Annotated in this window: 15 protein-coding genes; 12 read left to right on the top strand and 3 right to left on the bottom strand. The window is 72.5% G+C overall.

Annotation, left to right across the window (positions count from 1 at the left end):
- Positions 1-29: 29 nt before the first annotated feature.
- Positions 30-644 (top strand): TetR/AcrR family transcriptional regulator, encoded by a 615-nt coding sequence (locus tag PP1_RS11645; protein ID WP_029239615.1) that lies wholly within the window; start codon positions 30-32, stop codon positions 642-644.
- Between the two features lie 22 nt (positions 645-666).
- On the opposite strand, the gene PP1_RS11640 is transcribed toward PP1_RS11645, so the two are convergent.
- Positions 667-1,695 (bottom strand): NAD-dependent epimerase/dehydratase family protein, encoded by a 1,029-nt coding sequence (locus PP1_RS11640; RefSeq protein WP_010231810.1) that lies wholly within the window; start codon positions 1,693-1,695, stop codon positions 667-669.
- Positions 1,696-1,831: 136 nt separating this feature from the next.
- On the opposite strand from PP1_RS11640, the gene PP1_RS11635 reads away from it, so the two are divergent.
- The gene (locus PP1_RS11635) at positions 1,832-2,692 is read left to right on the top strand and encodes a helix-turn-helix domain-containing protein (protein ID WP_050802390.1); all 861 of its coding nucleotides are present in this window, start codon (positions 1,832-1,834) and stop codon (positions 2,690-2,692) included.
- A 78-nt stretch (positions 2,693-2,770) separates the two neighbouring features.
- Here PP1_RS11635 and PP1_RS11630 read toward each other — a convergent pair whose 3' ends face one another.
- Complete coding sequence (locus PP1_RS11630; protein WP_010231806.1) at positions 2,771-3,238, bottom strand: GyrI-like domain-containing protein; 468 nt, start codon at positions 3,236-3,238, stop codon at positions 2,771-2,773.
- 226 nt (positions 3,239-3,464) lie between these two features.
- On the opposite strand from PP1_RS11630, the gene PP1_RS11625 reads away from it, so the two are divergent.
- Complete coding sequence (locus PP1_RS11625) at positions 3,465-4,538, top strand: M20/M25/M40 family metallo-hydrolase (protein ID WP_139323778.1); 1,074 nt, start codon at positions 3,465-3,467, stop codon at positions 4,536-4,538.
- A gap of 26 nt (positions 4,539-4,564) precedes the next feature.
- Here the strand turns inward: PP1_RS11625 and PP1_RS11620 are convergent, their stop codons facing one another.
- Positions 4,565-5,179, bottom strand: coding sequence for a TetR/AcrR family transcriptional regulator (locus PP1_RS11620; protein WP_010231802.1), 615 nt, complete (start codon positions 5,177-5,179; stop codon positions 4,565-4,567).
- A gap of 159 nt (positions 5,180-5,338) precedes the next feature.
- Between PP1_RS11620 and PP1_RS11615 the strand changes: the two genes are divergently transcribed.
- Genes PP1_RS11615 through PP1_RS11575 form a run of 9 tightly spaced genes read left to right on the top strand, consistent with a single transcriptional unit; the run spans position 5,339 to position 15,527 of the window.
- Entirely contained in the window at positions 5,339-6,454 is a 1,116-nt protein-coding gene (locus PP1_RS11615; RefSeq protein ID WP_010231799.1) for an acyl-CoA dehydrogenase family protein, read from the top strand.
- Positions 6,454-7,998 carry an acyl-CoA carboxylase subunit beta gene (locus PP1_RS11610; protein WP_010231796.1) on the top strand — a complete coding sequence of 515 codons (1,545 nt, stop codon included), beginning with the start codon at positions 6,454-6,456 and terminating at the stop codon, positions 7,996-7,998. The genes PP1_RS11615 and PP1_RS11610 overlap by 1 nt, the downstream gene beginning before the upstream one ends.
- A 25-nt stretch (positions 7,999-8,023) precedes the next feature.
- Positions 8,024-10,000, top strand: a complete 1,977-nt coding sequence (locus PP1_RS11605; RefSeq protein ID WP_010231793.1) for an AMP-binding protein — start codon at positions 8,024-8,026, stop codon at positions 9,998-10,000.
- Positions 9,997-11,574 carry an AMP-binding protein gene (locus PP1_RS11600; RefSeq protein ID WP_010231791.1) on the top strand — a complete coding sequence of 526 codons (1,578 nt, stop codon included), beginning with the start codon at positions 9,997-9,999 and terminating at the stop codon, positions 11,572-11,574. The genes PP1_RS11605 and PP1_RS11600 overlap by 4 nt, the downstream gene beginning before the upstream one ends.
- A complete protein-coding gene (locus tag PP1_RS11595) occupies positions 11,571-12,371 on the top strand; it encodes an enoyl-CoA hydratase/isomerase family protein (RefSeq protein WP_249265935.1) in 801 nt (266 codons plus the stop codon). The genes PP1_RS11600 and PP1_RS11595 overlap by 4 nt, the downstream gene beginning before the upstream one ends.
- Positions 12,371-12,871 carry a MaoC family dehydratase gene (locus PP1_RS11590; RefSeq protein ID WP_010231787.1) on the top strand — a complete coding sequence of 167 codons (501 nt, stop codon included), beginning with the start codon at positions 12,371-12,373 and terminating at the stop codon, positions 12,869-12,871. Before PP1_RS11595 ends, PP1_RS11590 begins: the two co-directional genes overlap by 1 nt.
- A 27-nt stretch (positions 12,872-12,898) precedes the next feature.
- Positions 12,899-14,260: an MFS transporter gene (locus PP1_RS11585; protein ID WP_139323779.1), complete on the top strand. Its 1,362-nt coding sequence runs from the start codon at positions 12,899-12,901 to the stop codon at positions 14,258-14,260.
- The gene (locus tag PP1_RS11580) at positions 14,257-14,700 is read left to right on the top strand and encodes a MaoC/PaaZ C-terminal domain-containing protein (protein WP_010231785.1); all 444 of its coding nucleotides are present in this window, start codon (positions 14,257-14,259) and stop codon (positions 14,698-14,700) included. Before PP1_RS11585 ends, PP1_RS11580 begins: the two co-directional genes overlap by 4 nt.
- Positions 14,697-15,527, top strand: a complete 831-nt coding sequence (locus tag PP1_RS11575; RefSeq protein ID WP_010231783.1) for an HpcH/HpaI aldolase/citrate lyase family protein — start codon at positions 14,697-14,699, stop codon at positions 15,525-15,527. The genes PP1_RS11580 and PP1_RS11575 overlap by 4 nt, the downstream gene beginning before the upstream one ends.
- Positions 15,528-15,529: the final 2 nt, after the last annotated feature.

Genomic DNA, 15,529 nt, shown 5'->3' with positions numbered 1-15,529 from the left:
CGTAACAGCCAGAAGGTACGCTGCGTACCGTGACGGGGCAGCGGCGACGAGGCGCGGAACTGGAGCGGGCGATCCTGAGTGCGGCCGCCGACGAACTCGTTGCTTCCGGCTACGCAGGCATGACGATGGACAAGGTCGCTCGGCGTGCCGGCACGAACAAGAACGCGATCTACCGGCGCTGGTCGCAGCGCGCCGCACTCGGCGTCGCGGCCTATACGTACGTGGCGGAGGCGCGCACCCCCACGGCGGACACGGGCAACCTCCGGAGCGATGCGTTGGAACTGCTCCGGCAGGCCAACTCGACCTGGTCCTCGCCCCGTGGGGCGATCCTGCGTGATCTCCTGGCGGCCGCCGCCGATGAGCCGGCCCTGCTGGAGCTGCTGCGCGAGCAGGCTGGAGGCGGCGCGATGGACGCCGCCTGGTTCGCGCTGCTGGGCCACGCGGTGGCGCGCGGCGAGGCCCCTCCGGAGGCCGTGCAGCCACGAGTGGCGGCGCTGCCGATGACGTTGTTGCGCGGTGAGTACGCCCTGCGTGGTGTTCCCGCCGTGCCGGACGAGGTCCTGGTGGAAATCGTCGACGAGATCTTCCTGCCGCTCATCCGTGGACGGGGCTCGGCCGGCCCGAGACCGCTCCCCGCCGGTTGAGCGCTCCAGGGAGCACCTGCGGTCAGCCGGCTAGCCCGCGCGCGACCATGCTCCGGCCTGCCGCGATGATGGCCTCGCGGGCGGGCCGTGGGGTGATGCCGAGGACCGTGCGGATCTTGGTGTCGGAGACCCGCTTGACGTAGCCGAGGTCGGCGGCGACGGGCTTGAACTCGTCCTTGAACAGCGCGGTCGCCTTCACGACGACGTCCGGGATCGTGCGGGTCGGGACCTTCGACGCCTTCGTTCCGAGGCCGGTCCTGAGGATCGCGCCGATGTCCTTCATGGCGATCGCCGGCTCGCCGGTGCCGACCAGGAACCGTTCACCGGCGGCGTCGGGAGCGGTCATCGCGGCGACGTGGGCAGCGGCGACGTCGCGCACGTCGACGATCGGCACGTACATGTTCGGGTAGCCGGGCATCCGGCCGTCGAGGCTGTTCTGCACGATGTGGTTGGCGCCGGAGATGGCCGCACCCATGACCGGGCCCATGACCGCGACGGGCAGGATCGTGGTCAGCTCGACCGTGCGTCCGGGCTCGGCGGCGAACTCCCACGCGGCCTTCTCGGCGAGGATCTTGCTCCGCCCGTAGGCGTCGACTCCCGGGCCGTGCAGCGGTGACCAGTCCTGCTCGGTGAACACGTGGTCGATGTGGCCGTGGCCGAATCCGACGGCGTGGAACGCGGAGGTGAGTACGACGCGTCGGACCCCGGCGTCCTCGGCGGCACGGAGGACCCGGACCGCCCCCTCGCGGGCCGGGGCGATGACCTCGTCCTCGTCCTCGACCTTGCCGATGTGGACGGGCGATGCGAGGTGGACGACGTAGTCCGTCCCGGCGGCGGCCTCGGCCCATCCGGGGTCCTGCATGAGGTCCGCCTCGACGAAGGTCAGGGCGTCGTCGCGGGTGACGCCGGCGTCTCCGAGTACGGCGCGTACGGCGTTCTCCTTGCGGAGGGAGCGGAGGGTGGCGCGCACCGTGTGTCCCTGGTCCAGGAGCTGGATGACGACGTGCCCGGCGATGAAGCCGGAACCGCCGGTGACGAGGACGGATGCCATGAGGCTCTTCCCTTCCGGTGGATCTCGGGTGGCGTGACCATCGTGTCCGGCCCGGTCACGGCGACCCAGATCCCTGCCGACCCTGGTAGTGGCAGGGCACACCCTGCGTCGGGACACGGCGGTTAGCGTGATCGGCGTGACCGACGAGCCGAACACGCTGGGCGAGTACCTCCGGGCCAGACGTGCGTTGGTCACCCCTGAGCAGGTCGGTATCCCCGTCCTCGGCACCCGACGCGTCCCCGGGCTGCGCCGCGAGGAGGTCGCCATGCTCGCCGGCATCAGCGCGGAGTACTACCTGCGCCTCGAACAGGGCCGTGACCGCCGCCCGTCGGTGCAGGTACTCGAGGCGATCGCCCGGGTCCTCCGGCTCGACGACAGCAGCCATCTCCTGGGCATCGCCACCGACACCCCACGCCGGAAGCGCTCGAGAGCCCGCCGCGAGGCACTCCCGCCCAGCACCGCACGCCTCATCGACGCGTTGCCCTTCCCCGCGTTCGCAGAGGGCCGGTATCTCGACGTGCTCGCTGCGAACCCGCTCGCCGGAGCCGTCTCCCCACGGCTGGTGCCGGGCGGCAACCGGCTTCGCGACGTGTTCCTCGACGAGGCCGAACAGGACCTCTTCGAGGACTGGGAACGCGCCGCCGCCGCGCTGCTCGCCGGATTCCGCAGGACCGTCGGCACCAGTGTCGACGACCCGCGCGTGGTGGAGCTCGTCGGTGACCTCTCGCTGGCCAGCCCGCAGTTCCGGCGGCTGTGGGCGCGCCACGACATCGCCGAACGCACCGGCGCCGCCCTCGTCCTCGACCACCCGTCCGTCGGTGCCCTGCGCCTCGACCGCGAGAAGCTCGCGGTCAGCGGCACCGACGGCATCATGCTCGTGATCTACCACGCCCAGCCCGGTACCGACTCGGCCGAACGACTTGCGCTCCTCGGATCCGTCGCCGCGGAGGCCACGGGCGATCAGCGGCCGACGAACCCGAACCGTAGGACGATCTGACAGGGCCGTCGGGGCATCAGTGGCTTCTGCCGGCTCGACGGCACCGTGAGGGAGTTCGACGTCGGCCGGCGGCCCCGATCAGGACACCACCCAGTTGAGCTCCGTCCGCAGGTCCCGCGGGTCCATCTCCGGCGACGGCTCGGTGAGGTAGACCTCCCAGAACGTGTCGCCCGGCCGCAGGCCCTGGCCTGCGATCCAGCCGGCCAGGTCCTGCCAGGCCGGCCCCAGCCCGTCGAACGAACCGCTGTGCACCGCCCGCGCCACCCGGCCCGCGGGAAGCCCGCCCGCGGTGACCTCGCCGTCGTCGGCCACCGGCCGGTCGGTCGGGAAGCCCACCTCCAGGTCGACGGTCTCGGCGGGGATGCCGCGGTACAGGCCGAACGCCGGGCCGGTGACCTCCACGCCCTGGGCGGCCAGGACACCGGGGAGCGTGCCGAACACCCGGTCGTAGAAGGCGGGCAACTCGGCCATCGCCACCACGCCACGGACCACCGCCGTGGTCGTCGCGGTGGTGGTGATCAGCTGCGGGGGCGCGCTGGTGGTCATCGGTGAGTTCCTCCTCGACGGTCGACGTACGGGTGACTCCACCCGGGCGTGGAACTCATCGCGCCGGGCGGGATGCCGGCGACCGGCCCGGCTCGTGATCCTGTCGCAAACCCGGTCCCGCCGTGGCAGACTCCGGCATCGGCGCCGACCGGGACGACTCGTGACGAACCGGCTGCCGGGTCCGCGCCGAACATCGGACCACACCCAGGCGACGCGGGAGCCGGACATGCGTTCGCACGTACCGCACCACACCTCCGAGGGCAGGGCGAGGGCCGTGCGCCGGTCCCGGCGGCCCGCCCGCTGCGTGGCTGCGCTGCTCGCCTGCGCCGTCATGGTCCTCACCGCCTGCACCACGTCCACCCCGGCAGGGCCCGGGCCCACCCCGCCCGACGGCGCCCTGGCGCAGCGGGTCCGGTCCACCCCGAGCGCCACTCCGGCCACGACCCACCTGGAGGCGCTCCAGAGGATCGCCGACGACGCCGGCGGCAACCGGGCGTCCGGCAGTCCCGGCTACGAGCGCTCGGTCGACTACGTCGCAGGCGTCCTGCGCGACGCCGGGTTCGACGTCGACACCCCGACCTACTACGACGCCGATCTCGGCCGCGAGCTGCGCAACGTCGTCGCCCGCACCCGCGACGGCGACCCCGGCGCACTCGTGCTCGCCGGTGCGCACCTGGACTCGGTGCCCGAGGGGCCGGGCATCAACGACGACGGCACCGGTGTCGCCGCGCTCCTCGAGGCTGCGCTACGGCTCGGCCCGGCCCCGGGCGTCGCCACGACCGTCGCGTTCGGGTTCTGGGGTTCGGAGGAGGAGGGCCTGCACGGTTCCCGCGGCTACGTCGAGGGGCTCACCCCGCAGCAGCGCGACGCCCACCTGCTCTACCTCAACGTCGACATGCTCGGCTCGTCCAACGGCGGGTACTTCGTCCAGGGCGGGGCCGGGGACGACGAGTCCGAGACGGGTCCGCCCGGATCGGGGACGGTCGCCGCCGTGCTCGGCGAGGAACTCGCCGCCACCGGGGCCAGGGCCGAGCCGATCCCCCTCTACGGCGACGACGACGGCCCGTTCGTCGAGGCCGGCATCCCCACCGGTGGCGCCGTGACCGGGGACGGCGACACCAAGTCCGCCCAGCAGGCCGCGGTGTGGGGCGGGACCGAGGGCGAGGTCTTCGACCCCTGCTACCACTCCGCGTGCGACACCCTCACCAGTGTCGACACCGACCGGTTCGACCGCTACACGACCGCCGTCGCCGCGACCCTCGCCCGCTTCGCCGAGACCCCGGCCGGGGCGGTCGGCTGACGGCCGGCACCCCGTCCGGCCCCGGTTCACCTCGCCGCGAGGGACACCGTGAGTGCCGCCGCCATCTGCCGGCCGATCTCCTCGGGGGAGGACGGCCCCGCGGGGTCGAACCACTTGTAGCACCAGTTCACCGCGCCCAGGCACATGTTCACGTAGATCGACGGCGACATGCCGAGATCGAGATCGGGGTGCCGCTCGAGGTGGCCCCGGAGCTCGTCGGCGAACAGCGCCTCGAACGTGCGGCGCCGCTGCAGGATCTCGCTCGCCAGGTCGGCGGGGAGCTCGTGCTCCTCCTCGAAGCACACCTTGAGCAGCGCCTGGTTCCGGCAGGTGTAGACCACCCGTGAGGCGATCAGGTCCCGGACCGCGTCGAAGGATGACGTGGCGTCGGCGACCGTCTCCCGTGCCATCGCGAGACTCTCGTCGAGGACGTCCGAGTAGATCCGGACGAGCAGCTCCTCCTTGTTGCGGAAGTAGTAGTACAGGGCGGGTTTCGACATGCCCACCGCGGCGGCGATCTCGTTCATCGACGTCGCCCGGAAGCCCTGCCGGCTGAAGATCGCGGCGGCCTCGGAGACCAGGCGCTGCCGCTGGGCGTCCGCCTTGCTCGGCCCCGGCCGGCGCCGCGCGGCCTGCGTCATGGGTCCTCCGTTCCCGATGTGCCCGCTCCACCGTAGTCGGCCGGTCCCGGACCGACGGCCTTGACAAGTCCGGGCCGCGTCTGCGAAAAATCTGACCGACCGGTAAGTAAGATATGTGAGGCGGTGCACATCTGCATGTGGGAACTGGATGAGGATCACGTGCTCTTCCGCGAGTCCTGCAGGGACTTCACCGACCGCGAGGTCCGCCCGCTCGTCGACACCGCCGAGGAGACCGGCACGTTCCCCGTCCAGCTCTGGGCGTCGCTGGCCAAGGCGGGCCTGCTGGGGCTGTCGATCCCGGAGTCGCACGGTGGGTCCGAGGGGGACGCGCTCGCCGTCGCGATCGTCGCCGAGGAGCTGTCCCGGGCCAGCGCGGGTATCGCGATCACGCCGCTGGTGAGCTCGTACATGGCCGCACCGCACCTGGTCCGGAACGGGTCGCCGGAGCAGCGGGACCGCTGGTTGTCCCGGATCTCCGGGGGCGAGGCCGTCGCCGCCATCGCGGTCACCGAGCCCGGCGCGGGCTCGGACGTCGCGGGCCTGACGTCGAAGGCCCGGCGCACCGACGACGGCTGGGTCATCGACGGCCGCAAGATGTTCATCACCAACGCGGGCCTGGCCGACGTGCTGATCGTCGGCGCCCGCTCGGGAGGGCCCCGCCATTCGGGGATCACGCTGTTCGAGGTGCCGAAGGACGCGCCCGGGCTGTCGTTCGGCTCGCCGCTGACGAAGATGGGCTGGCGATCCTCGGACACCCGCGAGGTCGTCCTCGACGGCGTCGTCGTGCCGCACGACGCGGTCGTCGGTGCCGAGAACCGCGGGTTCCACCAGATCATGGAGGGGTTCCAGCTCGAGCGGATCGCCCTGGCGGGCATGGGGATCGGACAGGCCGCCGAGTGCCTCGACCTGGTCCGGGCCCACGTGCGCGAGCGGGAGGCGTTCGGCGCGCCGCTGACCGGTCTGCAGACGGTCCGGCACCGGGTCGCGACGATGGAGATCGATCTCGACGCCGCCCGGCTGGTCACCTACCAGGCCGCGGCACGGATGGACGCCGGCCACCCCGAGGCGCCGGTCTCGGTGGCGCGCGCCAAGTACCTGGCCGCCGTGGCGGCGAACCGCATCATCGACGACGCGGTGCAGCTCTTCGGTGGTGCCGGGTTCGTCGAGGAGACGCCCGTCGCCCGCCACTACCGCGACGCGCGGATCCTGCGCATCGGCGGCGGGACCGACGAGGTGCAGCTGGAGATCCTGTCCAAGTCCATGAAGGGCGCCTGATGACGGCGGTGGACGAGGGCGCCGTCGCCCCGGGTGCTCCGACGGCGCAGGACGTGGTGGACGCCGCCGGGCGGGCGCTGGGCGGGGGAGACCCGGCCCGGTGGCCCGGCAAGCTGCCGGTCCGTGAGCGGCTGGCGGTCCTGTTCGACCCGGGGTCGTTCGTCGAGGACGGCCTGCTGGCCACCGCCGCGGCGGAGGCCCTGCCCGCCGACGGCGTCGTCACGGGTGTGGGTCGCGTCGAGGGCAGGCCGGTCGCGGTCATCGCCCACGACTTCACCGTCAAGGCGGGCTCGTGGGGGGAGCTGACCTGCGAGAAGCAGATCCGCATCCTCGAGCGGGCCGACAGGGACCTGCTCCCGGTGGTCTACCTGGTGGACTCGGCGGGTGGCCGGCTCACCGACCAGATGGGCTTCTACCCGGGCCGGCGCGGAGCGTCGGCGATCTTCAACCTGCAGGTGAGGCTGTCCGGCCGGGTCCCGCAGATCTGCTGCCTGCACGGTCCGTCGGCGGCGGGCGGGGCCTACATGCCCGCCTTCTGCGACTGGGTCGGGATGGTGAACGGCAACGCCTCGATGTACCTGGCCAGCCCGCGGGTGGCCGAGAAGGTCACCGGTGAGGTCACCACGCTGGAGGAGATGGGCGGCGCGATGATGCACGCGTCGGTCTCGGGGTGCGGTGACGAGGTCTTCGACTCGGACTGGGAGGCGGTCGCCGCGGCGCGGCTGCTGCTGTCGTACCTGCCCGACGACTTCCGCTCGGCGCCGGCGCGGATCGCCGGCGAGGCACCGGAGCGGCCGCTGGGCGACGTGGTGCCGATGGACCCGAACACCGCCTACGACGTCCGGGACGTCATCGACGGGCTGGTCGACGCGGACTCGTTCTTCGAGATCAAGGCCCGCTGGGCCGAGGAGATCGTCGTCGGGTTCGCGAGGCTCGACGGACGCGTGATCGGCCTGGTCGCCAACCAGCCCAGCGTGCGCAGCGGCGCGATCTTCGTCGACTCCGCGGACAAGGCGGCGCGGTTCGTCTCCCTGTGCGACGCGTTCGGCGTCCCCCTGGTGTTCCTGCAGGACGTCCCCGGGTTCATGGTGGGCGTCGAGGTCGAGCGCCAGGGCATCATCCGGCACGGCGCGAAGATGATCGTGGCGATGGCCTCGGCCGACGTGCCGAAGTACACCGTCGTCCTGCGCAAGGCCTACGCCGCCGGCTACTACGCGATGTGCGCACCCGGCTTCGAGCCCCGCGCCACGCTCGCGTTGCCCACCGCCGTCATCGGGCCGATGGCGGCCGAGGCCTCGGTCAACGCCGTCTACGCCAACAAGATCGCGGCCATCTCCGACGAGACCGAGCGTGCCGCGTTCGTCGAGGCCCGCACGGTCGAGCAGAACGCCGACCTCAACCTGCTGCGGATGGGCAGCGACCTGGTCGTCGACGCCGTCGTCGAGCCCGGACGGCTGCGTGCCGAGCTGGCCGCCCGCATGGTCGACGCCGACCGCTGGTCCCGGCCGGCCGACCGCCGTCATCACCCGGTCAGCCCGGTCTGACCACCCGTCCCGAGGAAGGACAACGATGTCTTCACACACCTCGACGAGCGTCCCCGGTCCCGACGGTGACCCGCTCGCGCAGCTCATCGCCACCCCGCTGCAGCCGCTGCCCGCACGGTGGACCGTCCAGGAGCGGGTCGACGAGCTCGCCGAGGTCCGCGCCCTCGGTTCCGCCGACGAGTACTGGGAGTGGGTGGCGAGGCGCCAGCGCTGGTCGCAGCCCTGGGAGTCCGTCCGCTCCGGCGGGATCACCGACTTCCGCTACTTCGCGGGCGGACGGATCAACGTCGCGGACAACTGCGTCGACCGCTGGGCGGAGGACCCCGGGACCGCAGGCCGCCGCGCGCTGATCTGGGAGGGCGAGCCCGGCGAGGTCCGCACCCTCACCTACGCCGAGCTGGCCGACGAGGTCTCCCGCCTGGCCGCCGGCCTGGTGGAGCTCGGCGTCGGCAAGGGCGACGTCGTGGGCATCTACATGCCCAACCTCATCGAGGCGTTCACCGCGATCCACGCCTGCAACCGGATCGGCGCGATCTACACCGTCCTGTTCTCCGGGTTCGGCGAGGAGGCCGTCTCCTCCCGGCTGGAGTCCTCCCGCGCCAAGGCGGTGCTGGTGGCGGACGCGAGCTACCGGCGAGGCCGGCGGGTGCCGTTGCTGGAGACGCTGCGCGCCGCCCGCAAGCGGGTGCCGACCCTGGAGTCCACCGTCGTCGTCGACCGCACCGGTGACGGCGTCGCACTGGAGCAGGGCGAGCACGCGTACGCCGCGGTGCTGGAGGCGGGTGCGGCCGGCACCCCGGCCGTCCCGCTCGACCCGAACGAGCCCTCGTTCCTGATCTTCACCAGCGGGACGGAGTCCACGCCCAAGGGCGTCGTGCACAGCGTCGCCGGGTTCCTGCTCGGCACCTGGGCAAACGCCCACTGGCAGGTCGGCTACGAGGCCGGCGACGTGTACTGGGTGGCCGCCGACGTCGGCTGGCTGACCTTCCCCATCCAGGCCGTCATCGGGGGGCTGGCCAACGGGATGACCATCGCGTGCTTCGAGGGCGCGCTCGACACCCCCACCACGGCGCGCTTCTACGAGATCTGTGAACGCCACCGGGTCACCAAGGTGCTGGCGGCGCCCACCCTCGCGCGGATGCTGCGCAAGTTCGGGGACGAGCTCGCCGCCGCGCATCCGCTGGACCTCGCGCTCATCACCATGCAGGGTGAGCCGCTCGACGCGGACACCTTCGGCTGGACGAGCGCGACCTTCGACGTCCCGGTGGTCAACGCCTACGGGCAGACCGAGACCGGCTCGACCTGGACGTATCCGGTCCACGGTGCCGAACCGCTCAAGGCGGGTTCGGTCGGCACCGCCGTGCCGGGCCACGAGTACGCGGTACTCGACGACGACGGCGAGCCCGTCCCGCCGGGGGTCAAGGGCAACCTCGTCCTGACCCAGCCGTTCCCGACGCTGGCCCGCACCGTCTGGGACGACCACCAGCGCTACCTCGACACCTACTTCAGCCGCTTCCCCGGCCACTACCAGACCAACGACGAGGCCGTGGTCGACCACGACGGGCACCTCTGGGTCCTCGGCCGCGCCGACGACGTGATCAACGTGGCGGCGCACCGGATCTCGACGATGGAGATCGAGGCCGTCGTGACCGCGCACTCCGCGGTCGTCGAGGCCGCGGTGGTCGGTGTCCCGCACGACACCAAGGGGACCGTGCCGATCGCCTTCGTGACGCTGGCGCCGGCCACCGTCGCGACGGACGGTCCGACCGACACGGTCGAGGAGGACATCAAGCGGCGGGTCGTCGGCGAGCTCGGTGGCTACGCCCGGCTCGACACGGTCTACCTCACGTCGGCCCTGCCGAAGACCCGCACCGGCAAGACCATGCGGCGGTTGCTGCGCGACCTCGTCGTGCACGGCAGGCCGAGCGGGGACACCAGCGCGATGGAGGACGCGGGCGCGCTCGCCGTCGTCACGGAGGCCATCGCGAAGGCGCGATCGTGACCGGACTCCCCCTGCAGGACCGGACCATCGGCGCGATCCTGGCCCGCAAGGCCGCCACGGTCGGGGACCGCCCCTTCCTCCTGTTCGCCGGCACCCGCTGGACCTACGCCGACGCGCACGAGGTCACCAACCGCTTCGCGGAGGGCTTCCGGCGCCGGGGGATCGGCCGCGGCGACCACGTCGCGCTGCTCCTCGACAACCGCCCCGAGCTGCTCTGGGCGATCTGGGGACTCGGGAAGCTGGGTGCCGTCGCGGTGCCGCTGAACACCGCGGCGAGAGGCGACGCGCTGGCCTACCTGCTCGCGCAGTCGGACTCGGTCCTGGTCTGCGCCGAGGACGGCTACCGGGACCGGGTGGACCAGGTGCGGGCGGAGGCGCCACTGGTCCGGGACGTCCTCGGACCGGGCGACCTCGCCGCGTTCACCGGGCTGCCCGCCGACGATCCGGCGGGGATGTCCGGTGTCCGCCACGGCGACCCGCACCTGATCATGTACACGTCGGGGACCACGGGGCCGTCCAAGGGCGTGGTGGCCCCGCACTCGCAGGGCCACGCCGTCGGCAGCAGGCTGGCGGCGGTGTCGGGCTACCGGCCCGACGACGTGCTCTACACGTGCCTGCCGCTGTTCCACGCCAACGCGCTCTACTACACGGTCTACGCGGCGCTGTGGGCGGACGCGTCGGTGGCGCTCGGGACCCGGTTCTCGGCGCGGCGGTTCTGGGACGAGGTCCGTGACACCGGGGCCACGGTGTTCAACGCGCTGGGCGCCATGGCGAACATCCTCTTCCAGCAGCCGGAGTCCCCACGGGACCGCGACCACCGGGTGCGGATGGCGATGACCGTGCCGACCTCACCCGAGCTGGCCGCGACGTTCGCCGACCGCTTCGGCATCGGGGCGACGACCTCGGTGTTCGCGATGACCGAGAACTGCGCGGTCACGATCCTCGGCCCGGACGACCCGCGGGACCGGGCCGGGAGCGCCGGGCGGGTCCGCGAGGACATGGAGGTCGAGATCGTCGACGACGAGCGGCGCCCGCTGCCGCTCGGCGAGATCGGGGAGATCTGCATCCGTCCCCGGGAGCGCGGCAGCGTCATGCTCGGCTACTACAAGATGCCCGAGGCCACCGTCGCGGCGACGACCGACCTGTGGTTCCACACCGGGGACCGCGGCCGGCTCGACGCGCAGGGCTACCTCGTCTTCGCCGACCGCAAGAAGGAGGCCATCCGCCGGCGCGGGGAGAACATCTCCGCCTTCGAGGTGGAGACGGTGCTCTGCCGCCACCCCGCCGTCGTCGAGGCCGCTGCCGTACCCGTCCCCTCCGAGCTGGGCGAGGACGAGGTCATGGCCTACCTCGTGCCGGCCGAGGGCGCGGAGATCGACTTCGCCGAGCTGATCGGCTTCTGCGCCGAGCACATGGCCTACTACATGGTTCCCCGCTACCTGGACGTGATCGACGTGTTGCCCAAGACCCCCTCCGAGAAGATCGAGAAGTACAAGCTGATGGTCGGCGCCCGCGAGCGGCTCGCCGAGCTGTGGGACCGGGAGAGGGCCGGCGTGGCCGTGGTGCGCTCGTGAGCGGGCCGGTCCGGGTCGCCGTCGAGGGTCGCGTGGCCCGCGTCCTGATCGACCGTCCCGAAGCACAGAACGCGTTGAGCCCGGCGGTGATCGCCGGTCTGGACTCGGCCGTGGACACCGCGCTGGAGCAGCGCGCGACGGTGTTCGTCGTGCGCGGCGCCGGCGGCACGCTGTCGGCGGGAGCGGACCTCCCGCACCTGCGGACCCTGCTCGGCGACCCCGCGCGCACCGACGCCTACATCGGCTCCATCGGTGCCGTGCTGGACCGGATCGAGGCGGCGCCGTTCGTGTCGGTCGCCGTGATCGGCCGCTACGCGCTGGCGGGCGGCTTCGAGATCATGCTGGCCTGCGACCTCGCCGTCGCCGCCGACGACGCGCGGATCGGCGACCGCCACCTCGAGTACGGCCTGATCCCCGGCGCGGGGAGCTCGGTGCGCCTGCCGCGGGTGCTCCCGGCGCCACTGGCACGGCGGCTGTCCTACACCGGCGAGATGATCGACGGACGGACCGCCGCCGGGTGGGGCCTGGTCAGCCACCATGCGCCCGCCGACCGGCTCGACGAGACGCTCGACGCCCTCGTCGCCCGGCTCGCCCGGCACAGCCCGGACGCCCTGTTCCGGACCACGGCGCTCCACCGGGCGGCCCTGGAGGCGCCCGCGGTCCCCGCGCTGGCCGCGGAACGCGCCGCGCTCGTCGAGCACCTGGAGAGCCCGACCATCGCCGAGGGGCTCGGGGCGTTCGTCGAACGCAGGGCCCCCGACTTCACCGACGACCGCTTCCACCCGCAGGAGACCTGATGTCCGCGACCGGCACGTCCGACCACCGTCCCGCCACCGGCAGGTGGTTCGAGGAGCTCGAGGTGGGGACCGTCGTGCAGCACGCGACCCGGCGCACGGTCACCGAGACCGACAACATCCTCTTCACCACGATGACGATGAACCCGGCGCCGCTGCACCTGGACTTCGACTACGCCGAGGGCACCGAGTTCGGCAAGCCCCTGGTGAACAGCATGTTCACCGTCGCGCTCGTCGTGGGCCTGTCGGTGCCGGAGCTGACGCTGGGCACCATCGTCGCCCAGCTCGGCGTCGACCGGGTGACGTTCCCCAAGCCGGTCTTCCACGGCGACACCGTCCGGGTCGAGACCGAGGTCGTCGAGTCCCGGGCCTCGAGGTCGAGGCCCGCCGCGGGGCTCGTCGTGTTCGAGCACCGCGCGTTCAACCAGCGCGACGAGCTGGTCTGCCGCGCCCGGCGGACCGGCCTCATGCACCGCAGGCCGACCGGCTCTGCGGACGACTGATCGACGTCCAGCACGAAGGAGTGCTCCGTGACCAGTGAACCCGTCCCGGCGACGAGCCCGGAGACGAGCCGGCCGGCCGACCCGACCGGCCGTGTCCAGCGCCGGCGAGTGGCAGCCGCGGTCCTGCTCGGCACCACGATCGAGTGGTACGACTTCCAGATCTACGGCCTCGCCGCGGGCCTGGTCCTCGGCCAGCTGTTCTTCCCCGGGGCCGACCCGGTGGCGGCCACCCTGGCCGCCTTCGGCACCTTCGCGGTCGGCTTCGCCGCCCGGCCGCTGGGCGGGCTGGTGATGGGTCACTTCGGCGACCGGCTGGGCCGCAAGAAGATGCTGGTCCTGTCGCTGTCCATGATGGGCGTCGCGACGTTCCTCATGGGTCTGCTGCCCACCTACGCCTCGATCGGGGTGGCGGCGCCGATCCTGATGGTGCTGCTACGCGTGGTGCAGGGGATCGGTGTCGGCGGCGAGTGGGGCGGTGCCGTGCTGACCGCGGTCGAGTACGCCGACCCCAAGAGACGCGGCCTGTTCGGCAGCCTGCCGCAGATGGGCGTGCCCGCCGGGCTGTTCCTGGCCACGCTGGCCTTCCTCGGGGTGTCGCAGCTGCCCGAGGAGGACTTCCTCAGCTGGGGCTGGCGCATCCCGTTCCTGATCAGCATCGTGCTCGTCGTCGTCGGGCTGTTCGTGCGCGCCAAGCTCGAGGACACCCCGGTCTTCCGCACCGTCAGGACCGAGAAGCGCACGGTGCGGGCCCCGCTCGCGGACGCGGTGCGCCGCTACCCGAAGCAGCTCGTCCTGGGCACCGGGCTCATGATCAGCACGGGCGCGTACTTCTACATCGTCAACGCCTTCAGCCTCTCCTACGCCAAGGCGACGCAGGTCCAGACCAACGGCACCATGCTGCTCGCCGTCCTCGCCGGCTCCGCCGTGGCGATCATGGCGTTGCCGGTGCTCGGGGTGCTCGCCCAGCAGCACGGCCGGAAGAAGCTCCTCGTCGTCGGGCTCGCGCTGCAGGCGATCTGGATCTTCCCGACGTTCTGGGCGATCGACAGCGGCAGCGCGGTCCTGGTCGTCCTCGCCTACGTCGTCAGCTTCCTGCTGTTCGCGGTGTCCTACGCACCGCAGGCCACCTTCATCACCGAGCTGTTCGACGCCAGCGTCCGCTACAGCGCCTCGTCGGCCAGCTACCAGATCGGCGTGATGCTGGGCGGGGCGATCGCGCCGCTGGTGGCGACCTCACTGGTCGCGGCCACCGGCACCTCGTCGAGCGTCTCGGCCTACGTCGCCGCGCTGTCGGTGCTGTCGCTGCTCTGCGTGCTGGCGGTCCGGCAGCAGGACGTCGACCGGGCCAGCAGCGACATGACCGGAACGACAGGAGCGAGCACCCCGTGATCTCCGACTTCCTCGACAGGATCGGCGTCGGCGACCGGCACGGCAGCCGGTCGCGGACCATCACCGAGACGGACATCGTCACCTTCTCCATGTTCAGCGGGGACTGGCACCCGCTGCACACCGACGTCGAGTTCGCCGCGGCCGACCCCCGTTTCGGCCAGCGCATCGCGCACGGCGCGCTGGTCCTGTCGGTCGCGCTCGGCCTCGTGGAGTTCCGGCCGGACGCCATGAAGGCCTTCTACGGCATCGACCGGCTCCGGTTCGTGTCGCCGACGGTCATCGGCGACACCGTGCGGGTCGAGACCGAGGTGGTGGCCGTCGAGCCGAAGGGCACCGATCGCGGCGTGGTGACCTGCTCGTTCGTCGTCAGGAACCAGGACGACGCCGTCGTGATCGACGCGACCCTCAAGGCCCTCGTGGTCCGGGAGGGCGTGGCATGAGCACGCGCGACCCGCTGACCGTGCGGAGCCTGCTGTTCGTCCCGGGCGGTCGGCCGGAGATGCTGGCGAAGGTCGCCCGCTCCCGGCCGGACGCCGTCGTCGTCGACCTCGAGGACGCCGTCGCCCCCGCGGACAAGGAGCAGGCGCGCGCGGCGGCCTCCGCGGCCCTGCGCGAGGCCCGCCCCGGAGCCGGGACGGTGCTCGTGCGGGTCAACCCGCCCGGCACCCCGTGGCACGAGGCCGACGTGGCCGCCGTCGCGGATCTCGCCGAGACGGTGGACGGTGCGGTGCTGCCCAAGTACGAGCGGGTCGAGCAGCTCGACCGGGTGCGGTCGGCGCTGCCGCCGGACACCCGTGTGGTGGTCGGGATCGAGAGCGCCCGCGGGGTGGCCGACGCGCGCCCGCTGCTGGAGGCGGGACCGGACGCCGCGTACTTCGGTGCCGAGGACCTGATCGCCGACCTCGGCGGCCGCCGCACCGCAGACGGCACCGAGGTCCTCTACGCCCGCAGCCGGGTCTGCCTGTCCGCGCACCTGGCTGCGGTGCCCGCCGTCGACCAGGCGGTCGTCGCCGTGCGGGAGGTGGAGCGGTTCCGCACCGACGCCGAGCAGGCCCGCGACCTGGGCTACCGCGGCAAGATCTGCCTGCACCCCACCCAGGTCGAGGCCGCCCACGCCGTGTTCACGCCCTCCGCCGAGGAGGTGGGCCACGCCCGCGAGGTGCTGGCGGCCTCGGGCACCGGCGTCGCGGTCATCGACGGGCAGATGGTCGACGCCGTGCACGTCGCGATGGCCCGGGGCGTGCTGGCGCGGGCGGGAGAGGCGTGAGC

The sequence above is a fragment of the Pseudonocardia sp. P1 genome, assembly GCF_000178675.2.
In the GTDB taxonomy this organism is placed as follows: domain Bacteria; phylum Actinomycetota; class Actinomycetes; order Mycobacteriales; family Pseudonocardiaceae; genus Pseudonocardia.
The sequence above is the reverse complement of the archived record's forward strand: the minus strand, read 5'-3'. Positions and strand labels throughout refer to the sequence as shown.

Coding starts and splice junctions, on each gene's coding strand:
- PP1_RS11605 (WP_010231793.1), top strand. CDS start 8,024: ATGTCTTCACACACCTCGACGAGCGTCCCCGGTCCCGACGGTGACCCG.
- PP1_RS11590 (WP_010231787.1), top strand. CDS start 12,371: ATGTCCGCGACCGGCACGTCCGACCACCGTCCCGCCACCGGCAGGTGG.
- PP1_RS11630 (WP_010231806.1), bottom strand. CDS start 3,238: ATGACCACCAGCGCGCCCCCGCAGCTGATCACCACCACCGCGACGACC.
- PP1_RS11610 (WP_010231796.1), top strand. CDS start 6,454: ATGACGGCGGTGGACGAGGGCGCCGTCGCCCCGGGTGCTCCGACGGCG.
- PP1_RS11575 (WP_010231783.1), top strand. CDS start 14,697: ATGAGCACGCGCGACCCGCTGACCGTGCGGAGCCTGCTGTTCGTCCCG.
- PP1_RS11620 (WP_010231802.1), bottom strand. CDS start 5,179: ATGACGCAGGCCGCGCGGCGCCGGCCGGGGCCGAGCAAGGCGGACGCC.
- PP1_RS11625 (WP_139323778.1), top strand. CDS start 3,465: ATGCGTTCGCACGTACCGCACCACACCTCCGAGGGCAGGGCGAGGGCC.
- PP1_RS11640 (WP_010231810.1), bottom strand. CDS start 1,695: ATGGCATCCGTCCTCGTCACCGGCGGTTCCGGCTTCATCGCCGGGCAC.